Annotated in this window: 12 protein-coding genes; 4 read left to right on the top strand and 8 right to left on the bottom strand. The window is 73.0% G+C overall.

Annotated features, from left to right (window positions below; all coding sequences use genetic code 11):
* Positions 1-134: 134 nt before the first annotated feature.
* The gene (locus tag ACIF6L_RS05915; RefSeq protein ID WP_329487647.1) at positions 135-620 is read right to left on the bottom strand and encodes a ribose-5-phosphate isomerase; all 486 of its coding nucleotides are present in this window, start codon (positions 618-620) and stop codon (positions 135-137) included.
* Positions 621-707: 87 nt separating this feature from the next.
* On the bottom strand, positions 708-1,322 hold the full coding sequence (locus tag ACIF6L_RS05910; RefSeq protein WP_396487056.1) for a biotin transporter BioY: 615 nt from the start codon (positions 1,320-1,322) through the stop codon (positions 708-710).
* 292 nt (positions 1,323-1,614) lie between these two features.
* Between ACIF6L_RS05910 and ACIF6L_RS05905 the strand changes: the two genes are divergently transcribed.
* Positions 1,615-3,030, top strand: a complete 1,416-nt coding sequence (locus ACIF6L_RS05905) for an amino acid permease (protein WP_359809360.1) — start codon at positions 1,615-1,617, stop codon at positions 3,028-3,030.
* Between the two features lie 103 nt (positions 3,031-3,133).
* Here ACIF6L_RS05905 and ACIF6L_RS05900 read toward each other — a convergent pair whose 3' ends face one another.
* Positions 3,134-3,766, bottom strand: a complete 633-nt coding sequence (locus tag ACIF6L_RS05900) for a disulfide bond formation protein DsbA (protein ID WP_380393711.1) — start codon at positions 3,764-3,766, stop codon at positions 3,134-3,136.
* A gap of 220 nt (positions 3,767-3,986) precedes the next feature.
* Here ACIF6L_RS05900 and pepN point away from each other — a divergent pair, with 220 nt between their 5' ends.
* Complete coding sequence (gene pepN / locus ACIF6L_RS05895) at positions 3,987-6,560, top strand: aminopeptidase N (RefSeq protein WP_396487058.1); 2,574 nt, start codon at positions 3,987-3,989, stop codon at positions 6,558-6,560.
* 186 nt (positions 6,561-6,746) lie between these two features.
* On the opposite strand, the gene ACIF6L_RS05890 is transcribed toward pepN, so the two are convergent.
* A complete protein-coding gene (locus ACIF6L_RS05890) occupies positions 6,747-8,054 on the bottom strand; it encodes a glycoside hydrolase family 18 protein (protein WP_396487060.1) in 1,308 nt (435 codons plus the stop codon).
* Between the two features lie 185 nt (positions 8,055-8,239).
* Positions 8,240-10,900, bottom strand: a complete 2,661-nt coding sequence (gene acnA / locus ACIF6L_RS05885; protein ID WP_396487062.1) for an aconitate hydratase AcnA — start codon at positions 10,898-10,900, stop codon at positions 8,240-8,242.
* Between the two features lie 477 nt (positions 10,901-11,377).
* Here acnA and ACIF6L_RS05880 point away from each other — a divergent pair, with 477 nt between their 5' ends.
* Positions 11,378-12,031, top strand: a complete 654-nt coding sequence (locus ACIF6L_RS05880) for a superoxide dismutase family protein (protein ID WP_396487064.1) — start codon at positions 11,378-11,380, stop codon at positions 12,029-12,031.
* Positions 12,032-12,058: 27 nt separating this feature from the next.
* On the opposite strand, the gene argF is transcribed toward ACIF6L_RS05880, so the two are convergent.
* The 3 genes from argF to ACIF6L_RS05865 all read right to left on the bottom strand — a co-directional run bounded on the left by argF (position 12,059) and on the right by ACIF6L_RS05865 (position 17,678).
* Positions 12,059-13,060, bottom strand: coding sequence for an ornithine carbamoyltransferase (gene argF / locus ACIF6L_RS05875; protein WP_396487065.1), 1,002 nt, complete (start codon positions 13,058-13,060; stop codon positions 12,059-12,061).
* Between the two features lie 314 nt (positions 13,061-13,374).
* Entirely contained in the window at positions 13,375-16,026 is a 2,652-nt protein-coding gene (locus ACIF6L_RS05870) for a polynucleotide kinase-phosphatase (RefSeq protein WP_396487067.1), read from the bottom strand.
* Complete coding sequence (locus ACIF6L_RS05865) at positions 16,023-17,678, bottom strand: 3' terminal RNA ribose 2'-O-methyltransferase Hen1 (RefSeq protein ID WP_396487069.1); 1,656 nt, start codon at positions 17,676-17,678, stop codon at positions 16,023-16,025. The genes ACIF6L_RS05870 and ACIF6L_RS05865 overlap by 4 nt, the downstream gene beginning before the upstream one ends.
* A 258-nt stretch (positions 17,679-17,936) precedes the next feature.
* Here ACIF6L_RS05865 and dapD point away from each other — a divergent pair, with 258 nt between their 5' ends.
* Positions 17,937-18,926: a 2,3,4,5-tetrahydropyridine-2,6-dicarboxylate N-succinyltransferase gene (dapD, locus tag ACIF6L_RS05860; protein WP_396487071.1), complete on the top strand. Its 990-nt coding sequence runs from the start codon at positions 17,937-17,939 to the stop codon at positions 18,924-18,926.
* The last annotated feature ends 226 nt before the right edge of the window (positions 18,927-19,152 follow it).

Here is a 19,152-nt window from a genome sequence, read left to right as displayed (position 1 = left end):
GGCGCCGTCGGCGCGCCGGACGGGCGGGGCGGGCGCTGTGGCCGATCACACAGGACGGCGCGCGGGCCCGCGGACGCGCCGGCCGGCCTCGCTGGGGAGCGCGGCCGGCCGGCGGAGGTGGTCGACGGGGTGGATCAGCCCTGCGGGTGGTGGGCCGGGATCGGCGGGAGCTCGCCGGTGACCTCGTACTCGCTCAGCATCGTGATCCGGCGGGTGTGCCGGGCGTCGCCGCTGTACGGGGTGTTGAGGAAGACCTCGACGAAGCGGGTCGCCTCCTCCTGGGTGTGCATCCGGCCGCCGACGGAGATCACGTTGGCGTTGTTGTGCTCGCGGCCGAGGGAGGCGGTCTGCTCGCTCCAGGCCAGCGCCGCGCGGACGCCCTTGACCTTGTTGGCGGCGATCGCCTCGCCGTTGCCCGAACCGCCGATCACGACGCCCAGCGCCTCCGGGTCCGCCGCGGTGCGCTCGGCGGCGCGCAGGCAGAACGGGGGGTAGTCGTCGGCCGCGTCGTAGATGTGCGGCCCGCAGTCGACCGGCTCGTGGCCGGCCTCCTTGAGCCACTCCACGAGGTGGTTCTTCAGTTCGTATCCGGCATGGTCCGAGCCCAGGTACACGCGCATGCCATGAGTGTGGCACGTGCGTGCACCCGGGCCGCGCAGGGGGCGGCCGAGCGGGCCCGCGGGGCGCCCGGCCGGGGAGCGGACCGGTCAGCGCCTGCCGAGCAGCTTCCAGGCGAGCGGCAGGACGCCGGCCGCGAGGACGGCCTTCAGCGCGTCGCCGACCAGGTACGGGTAGAGGCCGAGCTCGGCGGCGCGGGACAGCGGGACACCCAGCGAGAAGGCGAGGTACGGCACGCCGACGGCGTAGATGGCGAGGGTGCCGAGCGCCATCGTGGCGGCGGTGTTCAGCGGGGTGCGGTCGGCGCCGCGGCGGGCCAGCGCGCCGGTGAGGGCGGCGGCCAGGACGAAGCCGATCATGTAGCCGAGGGTGGGGATCGACCAGCCGGAGGCGCCCTCGGCGAACCAGGGCAGGCCCGCCATGCCGGCCAGCAGGTAGAGGCCGAGCGAGGCGATCCCGCGGCGGGCGCCGAGCGCGGTGCCGACCAGCAGCGCGGCGAAGGTCTGGCCGGTGACCGGCACCGGGGAGCCGTGGACGGTCACCGAGAACTGGGCGGCCAGACCGGTGAAGGCGGCGCCGCCGGTCACCAGGACGAGGTCGCGGGCCTGGGCGCCGAACCGGCCGGACGCGGCGGGCAGCAGGTCGGCGAGGACGCCGCGGCTCAGTATCGACGTGGTGGCAGTCGGGGTGGTGGCAGTGGCCATCGGGGTTTCCTCCGCACGGGGACGGTCGGCGATCGGATGATCAGGTGAGTGAACACCTGTGAACCTACGTGGTGATCGCCGCCGGCACCGTCAGGGAACCGGACAAAGCCCCGGCGGCCGTGATTGTCGGATCCGTCCCCCTCGCGGCCACGGACCGTGAGCGATCCGGCCGAATACCGTCACGATCCGGTCCGTATCGTGAGCCCGGGCGCGTCATTCTTGGCATGGACAGCGGTGCCCCCGGATATTGGGCAATTCGCACCGCATTCCGAACAGTCTGGATTCCCACCTCATGGCCCGTACCTCCGCGCCCACGGCGCCCGGGACGACCTCCACCGCCGAAGCACCGGCCGGCGGGCAGCAGCTCTCGCACGGTCTGAAGCAGCGCCACCTCTCGATGATCGCGCTCGGCGGGGTCATCGGCGCCGGCCTCTTCGTCGGTTCCGGGGCGGGCATCGCGGCGGCCGGACCCGCCATCATCCTGGCGTTCACCCTCTCCGGCCTGCTGGTCATGCTGATCATGCGGATGCTCGGCGAGATGTCGGCGGCCCGCCCGGCCTCCGGCTCGTTCTCGGTGCACGCCGAGAAGGAGATCGGTCCGTGGGCCGGGATCACCGCCGGCTGGATGTACTGGGTGATGCTCTGCTGCGGCGTCGCGGCCGAGGCCACCGCCGCCGGCAAGATCGTCAACGGCTGGGTCCCCGGCGTCTCCGCCTGGGTCTGGGTCGGCCTCTTCATGGTCTTCTTCTGCGCCAGCAACCTCACCGCGGTGAAGAACTTCGGCGAGTTCGAGTTCTGGTTCGCCACCATCAAGGTCGCCGCGATCGTCGCCTTCCTGGTGATCGGCACGCTGGGCGTCACCGGGGTGCTCGGCCCCGGCGCTCCCGGCGCCACGAACCTCACCGGCCAGGGCGGCTTCCTGCCCACCGGCGTCAGCGGCCTGATCGTCGGCCTGCTCGCCTCGGTCTTCGCCTACGGAGGCCTGGAGACCGTCACCATCGCCGCCGCCGAGTCCGACGACCCCAAGCGCAACGTCGCCAACGCGGTGCGCACGGCGGTCTGGCGCATCGCGATCTTCTACATCGGCTCGATGGCCCTGGTCGTCACGCTGGTCTCCTGGAAGGACCCGTCGGTCGTCGAGAACGGCCCCTACGTGACCGTCCTGCAGCACCTGGGCGTGCCCGGCGCCGGCACCATCATGGAGGCCGTGGTGCTGATCGCCCTGCTCTCCGCGATGAACGCCAACATCTACGGCTCCTCCCGGATGGCGTACTCGCTGGTCTCCCGCGGCCAGGGCCCGAAGGCGCTGGCCAGGGTCAGCGGCGGGGTGCCGCGACTGGCCGTGGTCGCCTCCTGCCTGTTCGGCTTCGGCGCCGTGCTGGCCTCCAAGTTCTGGCCCGACACCGTCTTCACCTGGCTGATGAACACCACCGGCGTCGCCATCCTGGTGGTCTGGTTCTTCATCTGCGTCGTCCAGCTGCGGATGCGCCGCCGGCTGGAGCGCGAGGCGCCCGAGCTGCTCACCGTCCGGATGTGGGGCTTCCCGTACCTGACCTGGGTGGCGATGGCCGCCGTGGTCGGCATCCTGGCGCTGATGACCACCACCGAGGGCAACCGGCAGCAGCTGTACGCGGCCGGCGTGCTCGTCGCACTGCTGATCGGGGCCGGCCTGCTCAAGCAGCGCCGGGACGCCGCAGCGGCCCGCTAGGGATTGTCCGACAGGTCCCGCCGCGCGCGCGAGGGCCCGGTACCGCTCCTCGGCGGTACCGGGCCCTCGCGCGTGGCGCCCGCCGGTGCGGGCGGGCCGTCCGCTACTCGAAGGACGGACCCGCGGTGCGGGTGCGCTTGATCTCGTAGAAGCCCGGGGTCGACGCGACCAGCAGGGTGCCGTCCCAGAGCCGGGCGGCGGCCTCGCCCCGCGGGGCCGGGGTGACCACCGGGCCGAAGAAGGCCACCCGCTCGCCGTCCGCGCCCTCGACCGCGATCACCGGGGTGCCGACGTCCTCGCCGACCAGGGTGATGCCCTCCTTGTGCGAGGCGCGCAGGGCCTCGTCGTACGCGTCCGTGTCGGCGGCGTCCGCCAGCCCGGCCGGCAGGCCCGCCGCGACCAGCGCCGCCTCGACGGTCTCGCGGGTCCGGGGCAGGCCCTGGTTGTGGAAGCGGGTGCCCAGCTCGGTGTAGAGCCGGCCGAGCACCTCGTCGCCGTGCTGCTGGGCGGCGGCGATGCAGACCCGGACCGGACCCCAGGCGCTGTCCAGCAGCTCGCGGTAGTCCTGCGGGAGGTCACGGTGCTCGTTCAGCACGGACAGGCTCATCACGTGCCAGTTCACGTCCACCGGGCGCAGCTGCTGGACCTCGATCAGCCAGCGGGACGTCATCCAGGCCCACGGGCAGGCCGGGTCGAACCAGAAGTCGGCGGTCTTGCGCTCAGCGGCAGTCGTCACGGCTGTCGTCCTTCGGTGAGATGCGGGGCGGTCCCCGGCACGGGGCCCACCCGATCCCGAACGCCCGCGCGGCGCCGCTGATTCCGTACCGGCGCCCCGGTTTGTGCAATGGTACCGGCGCGGGCGGCGTGAAAGGATGCCCCGCAGCACCACGACGCGCAGCACCCACCGCACCAGTTGAGACCGCACCACCGTGCGAGCCGGACAAAGGAGTACCGCCGTGCCGGGCAAGAACCTGAGCCGCGACGAAGCCCAGCAGCGGGCCAGCATCCTGGCCGTGGACAGCTACCAGGTCCGGCTGGACGTGACCTCGGCCCCCGACCCGGCGGCCGCCACCTTCCGCTCCACCACCACGATCGCCTTCCGGTGCGACGAGCCGGGCGCCTCGACCTTCCTCGACCTGCTGGCGAGCGCCGTCCGCGCGGTCACCCTGAACGGCCGCGCGCTCGACCCGGCCACCGCCTTCGACGGCGCCCGGGTGCACGTCGACGGCCTCGCCGCGGAGAACCTCCTGGTGGTGGACGCCGACTGCGCGTACAGCCGCACCGGCGAGGGCCTGCACCGCTTCACCGACCCGGTGGACGGCGAGACCTACCTCTACACCCACTACGAGCCGGCCGACGCCCGCCGGGTGTTCGCCACCTTCGAGCAGCCCGACCTGAAGGCCCCGTTCTCCTTCACCGTCACCGCGCCCGCCGCCTGGGACGTCCGGTCCAACGCCGTGCACGAGCAGGTGACCGACGACGGCGCCGCCCGCACCTGGCGGTTCGCGCCGACGCAGCCGATCTCCACCTACCTCACCGCCGTCGTGGCCGGCCCGTACCACGTGGCCACCGACCACTACAGCCGCACGCTGGCCGACGGCACCGCCCTGGAGATCCCGCTCGCCGCGCTGTGCCGCAAGTCGCTCGCGCCCTACTTCGACTCCGACGAGATCCTCGGCGTCACCAAGCTCGGACTCGACTTCTTCCACGAGGAGTTCGACTACCCGTACCCCTTCGGCAAGTACGACCAGTCCTTCGTCCCCGAGTACAACATCGGCGCGATGGAGAACCCGGGCTGCGTCACCTTCCGCGAGGAGTTCATCTTCCGCTCGAAGGTCACCGACGCCGCCTACGAGGGCCGGGCCAACGTCATCCTGCACGAGATGGCGCACATGTGGTTCGGCGACCTGGTCACCATGCGCTGGTGGGACGACCTGTGGCTGAAGGAGTCCTTCGCCGACTTCATGGGCTCCTACGCGCTGATCGGCGCCCGCACCCGGTACTCCTCCGCCTGGATCACCTTCGCCAACCAGCGCAAGGCCTGGGCCTACCGCCAGGACCAGTTCCCGACCACGCACCCGATCACCGCGGACATCCGGGACCTGGAGGACGCCAAGCTCAACTTCGACGGCATCACCTACGCCAAGGGCGCCTCGGTGCTCAAGCAGCTGGTGGCGTACGTCGGTTCGGAGGCCTTCTTCGAGGGCGCCCGCCGCTACTTCAAGCGGCACGCCTTCGGCAACACCGAACTCGCCGACCTGCTGGACATCCTGGAGGAGACCAGCGGCCGCGACCTCAAGTCCTGGGCCGCCGCCTGGCTGCAGACCGCCGGCGTCAACTCGCTGACCCCGCAGGTCACCGTGGACGCCGAGGGCCGGATCACCGAGCTCGCCGTCCTCCAGGACGCCGGCAACGGCAGCACCCTGCGCCCGCACCGGATCGCCGTCGGCCTCTACGACCGGGACGCCGAGGGCGCGCTGGTGCGCACCGACCGGATCGAGCTGGACGTCACCGGCGCCCGCACCGTCGTCACCGAGGCCGCCGGCCGGCCCCGGCCCGCCCTGGTGCTGCTGAACGACGACGACCTGACCTACTGCAAGATCCGCTTCGACGCCGAGTCGCTGGAGACGCTGCGCACCGGCCTCGGCGACCTCGACGACGACCTGGCCCGGGCGCTCGCCTGGTCCGCCGTGTGGAACCTGACCCGGGACGGCCTGATGCCGGCCCGCGACTACATCGCCCTGGTGCTGCGCTTCGCCGGGCGGGAGGCCAACATCGGCGTGCTGCAGTCGCTGCACCTCCAGGCCAAGGGCGCCGTCGACCTCTACGCCGACCCGGCCTGGCGCGGCGAGGGCGGCCGGCTGCTGGCCGACGGCGCGCTGCGCGAGCTGCGCGCCGCGGCCCCCGGCAGCGACCACCAGCTGGCCTGGGCGCGCTTCCTGGCGCAGACCGCGAACGGCTCCGAGCACCTGGGCCTGGTCCGCGGCCTGCTGGCCGGCACCGCCCGGATCGACGGCCTGGACGTCGACCAGGAGCTGCGCTGGGCGCTCTGGCTGGCGCTGGCCGCGGCCGGCCAGGCCTCGGACGAGGAGCTGGCCGGGGAGCTGACGACCGACAACACCGCGAGCGGCAAGCGCCAGTACACCCAGTGCCTGGCCGCCCGGCCGACCCCGGAGGCCAAGGCCGCCGCCTGGTCCGCCGTGATCGACTCGGAGGAGCTGCCCAACGCGCTGGTCGAGGCCAACATCGCCGGCTTCGCGCTGCCCGCGCACCGCGACCTGACCGCGCTCTACGCGGCGCCGTACTTCAAGCTGCTGGAGCGGATCTGGTCGGAGCGGACCATCGAGATCGCGATGCGGATCGTCGGCGGCTTCTTCCCGCACGCCCAGGTCGGCGAGGAGACGCTGGCCGAGGCGGACGCCTGGCTGGCCGGCCACCCGGAGGCGGCGCCGGCGCTGCGCCGGCTGGTGCTGGAGCGCCGGGACGACCTGGCCCGGGCCCTGCGGGCGCGGGCCTGCGACGGCGTCTGAGGCACGGTGGTCCGTCCCCCGGGAGCCCCCGCCGCGCGCACGCGCGGCGGGGGCTCCCGCGTCGGGGGGCCGGTGTACGGGGGCTCCTGCGTCCGGGGCCGGTGTACGGGGGTTCCGCGTCGGGGGCTCCCGCGTCGGGGGTTCCGCGTCGGAGGCCGGCGGGCAGGGGCTCCGCGTCGGGAGCGGTCAGCCGCGCTGGAGGCCGCGGTCCAGGGCGGCGAGCGCGCTGCCGTCGGCGTCGTCGCCGTCCAGCGACCAGACCATCACCCCGGCCAGGTCGTTCCACCGGGTGTAGCGGGCCTTCTGGGTGAGCACCTCGGCGTTGTCGTAGCTGTAGAAGTTGGTGCCGTCGTACTTCCAGGACGCGCCGTGGTCACGGTCGGTGTAGACCTTGCCGGGCAGCCGGGAGACCTCGTTGTAGGTGAAGTCGGCGGTGGCCGCGGTGGCCGGCTGGTACAGGCCGCCCTGCTTGCCGGCCGCCACCCCGGTCCAGCCGTGGGCGTAGAACGGCACGCCGAGCACGGTCTGGGAGCCCGGCAGGCCGTGCTGGGTGTAGTAGTCGACCGCCTTGTCCGCACTGCGCTGCAGCGGCGACGGGTCCTTGGGGTCGGAGTACAGGTTGGCGTGGTGGGCGGCCGGGCCGGTGCCCTCCCACGGGCCGTGCAGGTCGTAGGTCATCAGGTTGAGCCAGTCCATCGAGCGCGAGAGCGCCGGCAGGTCCAGCCGGGCGGCGACGGTCTCGTTGGCGGCCACCGCCGCGGTCAGCAGGTAGTGCGGCCCCCTGCGGCCGCTGAGCTGGTCCAGCTGGCGACGGAACTCCTGCACCAGCAGGGTGAAGTTGCGGCCGTCCTCGGGGCGCACCACGTTGCCGGCGTCACCGCCGCCGCCCGGGTACTCCCAGTCGAGGTCGATGCCGTCGAAGACGCCGGCCGCGACGCCCTTGCCGCCCTCGGCGGTGCCGAGCTGGGGCAGGTTGCCCTTGATGTACAGGTCGACGCAGGAGGAGACGAACTTCCGGCGGGACTCCTCGGTGGCGGCGGCGTCCGAGAAGTACTTGGACCAGCTCCACCCGCCGAGCGAGATCACCGTCTTGAGCTGCGGGTTCTCGGCCTTGAGCTTGCGCAGCTGGTTGAAGTGGCCCTTGAGCTTCTGGCCCGGGCGGTCGGCGACGCCGTCCACCGAGTCGGCGGCGGAGAAGGGGCGCTGGTAATCGTTCAGGGCGTCGCCCTGGCCGGCCTCGTTGGACTCGAAGCAGGTGCCCTCGGCGGAGACGTTGCCGAAGGCGTAGTTGATGACGGTGAGCTTCTCGGCCTGACCGGACTCCTGCACCCGCTTCGCGGAGCTGTCGGCGCCCCACTGGGTGAAGTAGCCGACCCGCTGCCCCTTCAGCTTCGGGCCGTGGTCACGGTCGTGGGCCTGGGCCGTGGGGGCCGCGAGGGCGGCGGCCACCGTGGCGGCGGCGATGAGGGCGGCGGTGCGACTGATCATGCGCATGGGAGAAGACCTGCGGCTTTCTCTGATTCAGCGTCAAATGGTCTGGACCAAGCTGAAACAGAGGTTTAGTCCATTCGGGCCGGACATACAAGAGGCCGGACCGCGTTGACGCGATCCGGCCTCCTGACTGCCTCTTTACCGGCGGAGCCGTTCTTCCTCGCTCAGCCCCGCCGCCCGTGCGGTGCTCAGCCGATCAGGCTGCGCAGCACGTACTGCAGGATGCCGCCGTTGCGGTAGTAGTCCGCCTCGCCGGGGGTGTCGATGCGCACGACCGCGTCGAACTCCTTGCTGCTCCCGTCCGCGCCGACGGCCTTGACCTTGACGGTGGCCGGGGTGCGGCCCTCGTTGAGCTCGGTCACGCCGGTGAAGGAGAAGGTCTCCTCGCCGGTCAGACCGAGGGACTCGGCGTTCTGGCCCTCCGGGAACTGCAGCGGCAGGACGCCCATGCCGATCAGGTTGGAGCGGTGGATGCGCTCGTAGGACTCGGCGATGACGGCCTTCACGCCCAGCAGCGCGGTGCCCTTGGCGGCCCAGTCACGGGACGAGCCCGAGCCGTACTCCTTGCCGGCCAGGACGACCAGCGGGATGCCGGCGGCCTGGTAGTTCTGCGAGGCGTCGTAGATGAACGACACCGGCGCGTCGGCCTGGGTGAAGTCGCGGGTGTAGCCGCCCTCGGTGCCCGGCGCGATCTGGTTGCGCAGGCGGATGTTGGCGAAGGTGCCGCGGATCATCACCTCGTGGTTGCCGCGGCGCGAGCCGTACGAGTTGAAGTCGCGCTTCTCCACACCGTTGGCGGTCAGGTACTGCGCCGCCGGGGTGCCCGGCTTGATGTTGCCGGCCGGGGAGATGTGGTCGGTGGTGACCGAGTCGCCCAGCTTGGCCAGGACGCGGGCGCCGGCGATGTCGGTCACCGGGCTCGGGGTCTTGGCCATGCCCTCGAAGTACGGGGGCTTGCGGACGTAGGTGGACTCGGCGTCCCACTCGAAGGTGTTGCCGGTCGGGACCGGGAGCGACTGCCAGCGGTGGTCACCGGCGAAGACGTCCTGGTAGCCCTTGTCGAACATGGCCTCGTCGATGGAGCCGGCGACGGTGTCGGCGACCTCCTGCTCCGACGGCCAGATGTCGGCGAGGAAGACGTCGTTGCCGTCGGCGTCCTGGCCCAGCGCGTCGCGGGTGATGTCGACGTTCATGTTGCCCGCGAGGGCGTACGCGACCACCAGCGGCGGGGAGGCCAGGTAGTTCATCTTGACGTCGGGGTTGATCCGGCCCTCGAAGTTGCGGTTGCCGGAGAGCACCGAGACGACGGCCAGGTCGGACTCGTTGACCGCGGCCGAGACCTCCTCGGGCAGCGGGCCCGAGTTGCCGATGCAGGTGACGCAGCCGTAGCCGACCAGGTTGAAGCCCAGCTTCTCCATGTACGGGAGCAGGCCGGCCTTCTCGTAGTAGTCCATGACGACCTTGGACCCGGGGGCCAGGGTGGTCTTGACCCACGGCTTGACCGTCAGGCCACGCTCCACGGCCTTCTTCGCCAGCAGGGCGGCGCCCAGCATGACGGAGGGGTTGGAGGTGTTGGTGCAGGAGGTGATCGAGGCGATCACGACCGCGCCGTTGTCGATCTCGTAGGTCGAACCGTCGGGGGCGGTCACCGCGGTCGGCTTCGAGGCCTCGGCCGAGTAGGTCGGCAGCGCCTCGGCGAACTTGTCGGCGGCCTCGGCCAGGATCACGCGGTCCTGCGGGCGCTTCGGGCCGGAGATCGACGGGACGACGGTGGAGACGTCCAGCTCCAGGTACTCGGAGTAGACCGGCTCGACCGACGGGTCGTGCCAGAGGCCCTGCTCCTTGGCGTACGCCTCGACCAGGGCGAGCTGCTGCTCGCTGCGGCCGGTGAGCTTGAGGTAGTTGATGGTCTCGGCGTCGATCGGGAAGATCGCGCAGGTCGAGCCGAACTCCGGCGACATGTTGCCGATGGTGGCGCGGTTGGCCAGCGGGATCGCGGTGACGCCCTCGCCGTAGAACTCGACGAACTTGCCGACCACACCGTGCTTGCGCAGCATCTCGGTGATGGTGAGCACCAGGTCGGTGGCGGTGGTGCCGGCCGGCAGCTGGCCGTTGAGCTTGAAGCCGACCACGCGCGGGATCAGCATGGAGACCGGCTGGCCGAGCATCGCGGCCTCGGCCTCGATGCCGCCGACGCCCCAGCCCAGCACGCCCAGGCCGTTGACCATGGTGGTGTGCGAGTCGGTGCCGACGCAGGTGTCGGGGTAGGCCTGGCCGCCCCGGACCATGATGGTGCGGGCCAGGTGCTCGATGTTCACCTGGTGGACGATGCCGGTGCCGGGCGGGACGACCTTGAACTCGTCGAACGCGGTCTGGCCCCAGCGCAGGAACTGGTAGCGCTCCTTGTTGCGGCCGTACTCGATCTCGACGTTCTGGACGAAGGCGTCCGGGGTGCCGAACTTGTCGGCGATGACGGAGTGGTCGATGACCAGCTCGGCCGGGGCCAGCGGGTTGATCTTGGCCGGGTCGCCGCCCAGCTCCTTGACGGCCTCACGCATGGTGGCGAGGTCGACCACGCACGGCACGCCGGTGAAGTCCTGCATGATCACTCGGGCCGGAGTGAACTGGATCTCCTGGCTCGGCTGGGCGTCGGCGTCCCAGTTGCCGAGCGCGCGGATGTGGTCGGCGGTGATGTTCGCGCCGTCCTCCGTGCGGAGCAGGTTCTCCAGCAGCACCTTGAGGCTGTAGGGCAGCCGCTCGGAACCCTCGACGGCGGAGAGCTTGAAGATCTCGTACGACTCGTCGCCCACCTGCAGCGAGCTGCGGGCGTCGAAGCTGTTCGCGGACACGACTGACTCCTTCTAGGTGCTTCGTGCGGTATCCGGCCGCCACGGTGGTAAGGTCAGCCTTACTTAGGCTGACCTTGCCCGCACCGCCGGTGAGCGCCTCTCGGCAAGTATCTTGATGTCGAGATATAGAGTAATGGGCAGTTATCTCGATGTCGAGATAAACCATAGTGCATGGCGGCGCGTCCGCCACGTCGGCACCACCTCCACGCTGCCCGCGCCCGGCACATCTCTCCCGAACCCCTCGTGACGGGGCCCCCAAGGCCGGGTGTCCAGCGGTGTTCGCGGGACGGGACCGGGGCTCAGGCGAGGCGACGGCGGCGCGGGGACCGGGGTGGGGACCGGGCGCAGGGGAGCGGCCGAGCCGGTGCGGGCGGCCCGGGGAGACCGGGCGCGTGCCGGGGGGTGTCCGTTCGGTGGCGACCGCCGTTGAGCACGGCGTCCGCCGTACCGCTCGCCCGCTCCCCGGAAGGCCCGCCGATGCCCAGTCCGATCGCCGCCGCCCTGCTCCCGCTCGCCCTGCTGGCGCCCGCGGCCACCGCCGCGACCGCTCCCCCCGCCCGGGCCGCCCAGGCCGCGCCGGCGTCCCCGCTCTCCGAGGGGTCCGGCGGCGCCGGGACCTCCGGTGAAGCCGCTGACACCGATGGCGCCGGGGCCCGGGTGGTCTCGGTGATCGAGGCGGACTTCGACCCGGCGTCCGCCTTCGTCCCGCCGACCGCGATCAGCCACGCCGCCGACCTGGTGCCGTACGGCTCGCACGTCCGCGTGGTGGTGGACCGCTCGGTGCCGGGGCAGACCCTGCTGACCATGACGGTGTCCGGGCTCGCTCCGGACCACGAGTTCCCGGCGCACCTGCACACCGGTTCCTGCGGGGCCGACCCGGCCGCCTCCGGCCCGCACTACCAGCACGCGGTGGACCCGGTGCAGCCGTCCACCGACCCCGCCTACGCCAACGACCGCAACGAGCTGCGGCTGACGCTGCGCACCGACGGCCGGGGCGCCGGCTCGGCGGCCGGCTCGGTGGCCTGGCACCCCCGGCCGGGCGAGGCGCGCTCGCTGGTCCTGCACGCGGGCACCCCGGCCGGACGGCACGACGCGGGCGACCGGGCCGCCTGCGTCAAGCTGAAGCTCTGACCGCCGCCAGGGCCCGTCCGGCGATCCCTATGACCCGAGGGTGGCGACCAGGACGGCCTTGATGGTGTGCAGGCGGTTCTCCGCCTGGTCGAAGACGATGGAGTGATCCGACTCGAACAGCTCGTCGGTGCACTCCAGCTCGGCCATCCCGGTCAGCTCGTGCAGCTGCCGCGCGACCACGGTGCCCAGGTCGTGGAAGGCGGGCAGGCAGTGCAGGAACTTCACGGCCGGGTTGCCGGTCGCCCGGACGGTGTCCATCGACACCTGGTAGGGCCTGAGCAGCTCGATCCGCTCGGCCCAGACCTCCTTGGGCTCGCCCATCGAGACCCAGACGTCGGTGTAGAGGAAGTCGGCGCCGGCCACCCCGGCGGCGACGTCCTCGGTGAGGGTGATCCGGGCGCCGGTCGACCCGGCGAGCACCTCGGCCGCCTTGCGGACGTCCTCGGTGGGCCAGAGCGCCCGGGGCGCGACGATCCGGACGTCCATGCCGAGCAGCGCGCCGGTGACCAGCAGCGAGTTGCCCATGTTGGAGCGGGCGTCGCCGAGGTAGGCGAGGGTCACCTCGGGCAGCGGCTTGGCGGTGTGCTCCTGGATGGTCAGCACGTCGGCGAGCAGCTGGGTGGGGTGCCACTCGTCGGTCAGACCGTTCCAGACCGGGACGCCCGCGTGGGCGGCCAGCTCCTCGACGACCTCCTGGCCGTGGCCCCGGTACTCGATGCCGTCGAACATCCGGCCGAGCACCCGCGCGGTGTCCTTGATCGACTCCTTGTGGCCGATCTGCGAGCCGGACGGGTCCAGGTACGTGGTGGTGGCGCCCTGGTCGTGGGCGGCGACCTCGAAGGCGCAGCGCGTCCGGGTGGAGGTCTTCTCGAAGATCAGCGCGATGTTCTTGCCCCGCAGTCGGGGCCGCTCGGTGCCCGCGTACTTCGCCGCCTTGAGCTGAGCGGCGAGGTCCACCAGGAAACGGAACTCCTGGGGAGTGAAGTCGAGCTCCTTGAGGAAGTGCCTGTTCCGGAGGTTGAAGGCCATGCCGGGCTCCTGGGGTGACGTGGACGAACGGCGAAGCGGCAATTGTATACGACGGTTGGAATTTGTATGCAAAGCCTTCGCGGCAGTCCGGCCGGCCGGGGCTTCGGCACCCCCGGCCGCTCGGGCGAACCGGGCGAACCGGGGCGCGGCCGGGCCCGCCGAGACGGGCGACGGTACCGGGCGCGGGGCGGGCCGGGCACCGCGGGGTGCCCGCGGGGGCCCGGCCCGCCCCGGTGACGCGGCTCCTGGACGGGGCCCGCCGACGGGTGGACCGGGCGCGGCGGGCGGCGCAGGCCGGCCACCGCGGTCCCGCCCTACAGCCGGGGGTCGACCGGCTCGGACTCCAGCGCGAGGACGGCGAACACCGGCTCGTGCACCCGCCAGAGCGGCTCGCCCGCCGCCAGCCGGTCCAGCGCCTCCAGGCCCAGCGCGTACTCGCGCAGCGCCAGCGAGCGCTTGTGCCCGAGGAAGCGCTGCCGCAGCTGGTCCAGGTACTGGGTGTAGTCGGGCCCGTAGATGATCCGCAGGTACTCGCGGCCGCGGACCTTGACCCCGGGCTGGACCAGCCCGCCCGGGCGGCCCTCCCCGGCCCTGCCCCGGGCCGGCGAGACCAGCGGCTTGACCACCATGCCCTCGCCGCCCGCCCCGGTGAGCTCCTCCCACCAGGCGACGGCCGCGGCGACGGACGCCTCGTCACCGGTGTCCACCAGCAGCCGGGCCGTCCGGTGCAGGACCGGGGCGTCCGGCTCGGCCGCGCGGTCGGCGTCGACCAGGCCGTCGATCCAGGCGAGGTGGTCGTCGTGCGGGCGCACCGCGAGGTTCGCCCCCTCGGCGGCCAGCACCTGGAACGGCGCCAGCCGGATGCCGGACAGGCCCTCGGTCGGCCAGCAGTACCGCCGGTACGCCTCGGTGAAGGCCCGCGCGTCGGCGGCGCGCTGCCGCTGGCGGGCCGTCAGCGCGGAGAGGTCGAGCCCGCGGCCGGCCGCCTGGTCCAGCGCGGTGAGCACCTGCGGCAGCGCCGCGCGCGCCGCCGCGCCGACCGCCGCGTACTGGCGGCGCAGCAGCTCGGTGGCCTTGAGGGACCACGGCATCAGCTCAGTGTCCAGCAGCAGCCAGCCGGTGCCCAGCCGGTCGAAGAGCCCGGAGCTCTCGGCCGCGGCCCGCAGCCGGCCCAGGACGGCGGCGGTCAGGCCGTCGTCGCCGAGGAACGCCCTGCCGGTCCGGGTCCAGATCGCCCCCGGGCCGGCCAGCCCGAACCGCTTCTCCAGCGCCGTGTCGTCCCGGGCCACCAGCACGACCGCGCGGGAGCCCATGTGCTTCTCCTCGCAGATCACCTGCCGGACGCCGTCCTCGCGGTAGGCGAGGAAGGCCTCCTCCGGGTGTTCGAGGTAGCCGGGGCGGCGCGAGGTCGCGCTCGGGGCCATGGTCGGCGGCAGGTAGGCGAGCAGCCGGGGGTCGATCGCGAAGCGGCTCATCACCTCCAGCGCGGCCGCCGCGTTCTCCTCCCGGACGGCGATCCGGCCGTGCAGCGCGGTCTCGACCACCCGGCGGCCGGCCACGTCCGCGAGGTCCAGCGGACGGCCCTCGCGCGAGCCGGGCGCGTCCGTGATCATCGGCCGGACCGGCGCGTACCACTCCTGCTCCGCCTCGACGCTCACCAGCTCGCGCTCCGGGTAGCGCAGCGCGGTCAGGCTGCCGCCGAAGACGCAGCCGGTGTCCAGGCAGATGGTGTTGTTGAGGAAGCTCGCCACCGGCACCGGCGTGTGGCCGTAGACCACCAGGGCCCTGCCCCGGTACTCCTCCGCCCACGGGTAGCGCACCGGCAGGCCGTACTCGTCGGTCTCGCCGGTGGTGTCCCCGTAGAGCGCGTGCGAGCGCACCCGGCCGGAGGCCCGGCCGTGGTACTTCTCCGGCAGGCCGGCGTGGCAGACCACCAGGGCGCCGCCGTCCAGCAGGTAGTGGCTGACCAGGCCGCGCATGAACGCCCGGACCTCGGCGCGGAACTCCTCCGACTCCCCCGCCAGCTGGTCCAGCGACTCCTGGAGGCCGTGCGAGACGGTGACCTTCTTGCCGTCCATGGCCCGGCCGAGCTTGTTCTCGTGGTTGCCCGGGACGCAGACCGCGTGCCCGGCCGCGACCATGCCCATCACCAGGCGCAGCACGCCCGGCGTGTCCGGGCCGCGGTCGACGAGGTCGCCGACGAAGACGGCGGTGCGGCCCTCGGGGTGGACGGCGTCCACCGCGCGGCCGCCGTCGTCCCGCGCGAGGGCGTAGCCGAGGCGGATGAGCAGCGTCTCCAGCTCGGAGCGGCAGCCGTGGACGTCCCCGACGATGTCGAACGGACCGGTGAGGTGGCGCAGGTCGTTGAAGCGCTTCTCGGGCACGATCTCGGCGGCCTCGACCTCGGCCTCGCCGCGCAGGACGTGCACCTTGCGGAAGCCCTCGCGCTCCAGGCCCCGCACCGAACGGCGCAGTTCGCGGTGCTGGCGCGGGACCACGTGCGCGGGCAGCTGGCGGTCCGGGCGGGAGCGGTTGCGCTCGGCGCAGACGCCCGGGGGGACGTCCAGCACGATCGCGATCGGCAGCACGTCGTGGTCGCGGGCGATCCGGATCAGCTGCTTGCGGGCCTCCGACTGGACGTTGGTGGCGTCCACGACGGTCAGCCGGCCGGCCGCGAGGCGCTTGCCGACGATGTAGTGCAGCACGTCGAAGGCCTCGGCGGAGGCGGACTGGTCGTTCTCGTCGTCGGCCACCAGGCCGCGGCAGAAGTCGGAGGAGATCACCTGGGTGGGCAGGAAGTGCTTGCGGGCGAAGCTGGACTTGCCCGCGCCACTGGTGCCGATCAGGACGACGAGGGAGACGTCGGTGACCGGGAGGCGGCGCGCCCCGGGGGTGCCGGGGGTCTCCGCGGTGGTGGGCGTGGGCCCGGTGGGGCTCGGCGACTGTGCGTCGTCGTCGGTCGTCATCGGGGCTCGCCCCCTTCGGGCGTCGTGCGGACGGGTGCGGTGGTGCCGACGGCGGCGGTGCCGCCACCGGCGGCCGCCGGGTCGGTGGAGACGGTGGAGCCGGCCGTGGGGACCGTGGGCTCGGCCGGGGTGCCGACGCGGAACAGCGCGAGCTGGGTCGGCGGCCCCACCTCGGGGTCCTCCGGCCCGACCGGGCGGATCACGACGGTGTAGCCGTACGTCCGCGCCACCCGCTCGGCCCAGGCACGGAACTGCGCGCGGTCCCACTCGAAGCGGTGGTCGGCGTGCCGGACGTGGCCGGCCGGCAGACTCTCCCAGCGGACGTTGTACTCGGCGTTCGGCGTGGTGACGACGACCGACGACGGGCGGGCCGCCCCGAGCACCGCGTACTCCAGGGCGGGCAGCCGGGGCACGTCCAGGTGCTCGATCACCTCGCAGAGCACGGCCGCGTCGAAGCCCTTCAGCCGGGCGTCCGTGTACGTCAGCGCGCCCTGGACCAGCTTGACCCGGGCCGCCTGACGCTCCGGCATCCGCTCCAGCCGCAGCTTGCGGGCCGCCGCTGCCAGCGCCCGGGCGGACACGTCGACCCCGAGCACCTCGGTGATCCGGGCGTCCTTGAGCAGGGCGCCGATCAGCTCGCCCTGCCCGCAGCCGAGGTCGGCCACCCGGGCCGCCCCGACCTCACGCAGGGCGGCCAGGATCGCCGTCCGGCGCTGCTCGGCGAGCGGGGGCTGCTTCGGCGCGGCCTCCGGCGCCGCCGCCTCGGTGGGGTCGGCGGGCTCGGCGCCTACGGGGTGCGCGGCGCCGGGCTCGGAGCCGTCGGTGTCGTCCACCGCGTTGTCGATCTCCTCGACCTCGCGGTCGTCGGCCTCGGCGAGCCGGGCCAGCTCCAGGCGTTCCATCGCGGTCCGGGTGAGCGACCAGCGCCGGGAGAGGTACCGACGGGCGATCAGGGCCCGCTCCGGGTGGTCGGCCAGCCAGCCCTCGCCGGCGGCGAGCAGCTTGTCGACCTCGTCCGGGGCGACCCAGTAGTGCTTGGCACCGTCGAGCACCGGCAGCAGGACGTAGAGCTGCTGGAGCGCGTCCGCGAGGCGGACGGCCGCGCAGGACAGCTCGACCCGCACGTAGCGCGACTCGCCCCACTCGGGGAACTCCTCGTCCAGCGGGATCGCCACCGCCTCGACCTGCCAGCCCAGCGGCTCGAAGAGCCGGGCCACCATGGCCGGGCCGCCGCCCTCGCCCGAACCGTTGGCGGGCACGGCGGGCAGCGCGATCCGCAGCGGGCGGGGACGCTCGGCCAGCCCGGGGCGGGCCTCGCAGACACCCTTCATCGCCGAACGGAATACCGTCCGCAGGGCCACCGCGAGCAGCGAGGACGCGGCGTAGGGGCGGTCGTTGACGTACTGCGCGAGCGCGAAGTCCGGCGAGCCGCCCCGCCCCTTGCCCCGGCCGCGGCGGACCAGTGCGATCGGGTCGATGTCGAGCAGCAGCGCGGCCGTGCAGAGCTCGTCGCCCGCCTCCGGGTAGAAGACGTGGGCCTCGCCGTGCGACGTCCCGAACCGCTGGACCTTGCCGGGGTGTTTGTGCAGCAGGAAGCCGAGGTCGGTGGCCGGGCTCTCGGCAGTACCGGTGGTGGAGATCGACATGAACACCGGCCCGAGTATTGCCCAGCTCCCGCCCGCCGAGCACCGGGTTTTGCGCGCCGGGCACCGGGTTCCGCGCGCCCGGGCGTGGCGTGGTCTCCCGGGGAGTCCCCGCGACGGCCCGCCGGGGACATTGCGCACGGCGCTTCCGGGGCCTTCCACGACGGCTCCGGACCCTGCCGTGCCGCGGCCCGGAGCGCCCTGCGGCCCCGTCCGCACGGTGAGCGTGTTCGGCACCGACGGCCCGCATTCGTTAACGTGCACGATGTGACTGCTGAATCCACCTCCCTCGCAAGCGGCGCCGTCGCCGCCGGTCTGGCCACCATCGCCGCCGACGGCACCGTCCTCGACACCTGGTACCCCGCCCCCGCCCTGGCCGCCGAGCCCGGCCCGGCCGGCACCGTCCGCCTGACCGCCGAGCAGGCCGAGACCGAGCTGGGCGCCGGCGCCGCCGAAGCGCTGCGCGCCGACGCGCGCCGCGGCGTCGAGGTGGTCGCGGTGCGCACCACGATCGCCTCGCTCGACGAGAAGCCGATCGACGCGCACGACGCCTACCTGCGCCTGCACCTGCTGAGCCACCGTCTGGTGAAGCCGCACGGCCAGAGCCTGGACGGCCTGTTCGGGCTGCTCGCCAACGTGGCCTGGACCAGCATCGGCCCGGTGCAGGTGGACAAGGTCGAGCAGGCCCGGCTGGCGGTCCGCGCCCAGGGCGGCCAGCTCGCCGTCTACGGGATCGACAAGTTCCCGCGGATGACCGACTACGTCGCCCCCTCCGGGGTGCGGATCGCGCACGCGGACCGTGTCCGGCTCGGCGCGCACCTGGCCGCCGGCACCACCGTGATGCACGAGGGCTTCGTCAACTTCAACGCCGGCACCCTGGGCACCTCCATGGTCGAGGGCCGGATCAGCGCGGGCGTCGTGGTCGGCGACCACAGCGACATCGGCGGCGGCTCCTCGATCATGGGCACCCTGTCGGGCGGCGGCAAGCAGGTCGTCTCGGTCGGCGAGCGCTGCCTGCTCGGCGCCAACGCCGGTATCGGCATCTCGCTCGGCAACGACTGCGTGGTCGAGGCCGGTCTGTACGTCACCGCCGGCACCCGGGTGACCACCCCGGACGGCAAGGTGGCGAAGGCGGTGGAGCTGTCCGGCCAGGACAACCTCCTCTTCCGTCGCAACTCGCAGACCGGTGCGGTCGAGGTCATCGCCCGCGCCGGCTCCTGGGGCGGTCTGAACGCCGAGCTGCACGCGCACAACTGATCGCCTCCTTCGAGGTCTCGGGCCCCGGCGCCGCTTCGGCGGCGCCGGGGCTTCGGCTTTCCGGGGCGGTTGCCCGGGGTGGCGTCTGCCCGTCTTCGGGGCCCACCCCCACCCCTCCCACCGCTCCCCTCCTGAGGCACTCGTCGTCCGGGCCGGTGACAGCCCGGACGACGAGCCGGACGGTCGCCGGGTCTGGGCACGGGCACGGCCGTGCCGACACCGGCCG

The organism is Kitasatospora sp. NPDC086009 (assembly GCF_044540385.1).
Classification (GTDB): Bacteria; Actinomycetota; Actinomycetes; order Streptomycetales; family Streptomycetaceae; genus Kitasatospora.
Note: the sequence above shows the minus strand (reverse complement) of the source record. Positions and strands in the feature narration are given on the sequence as shown.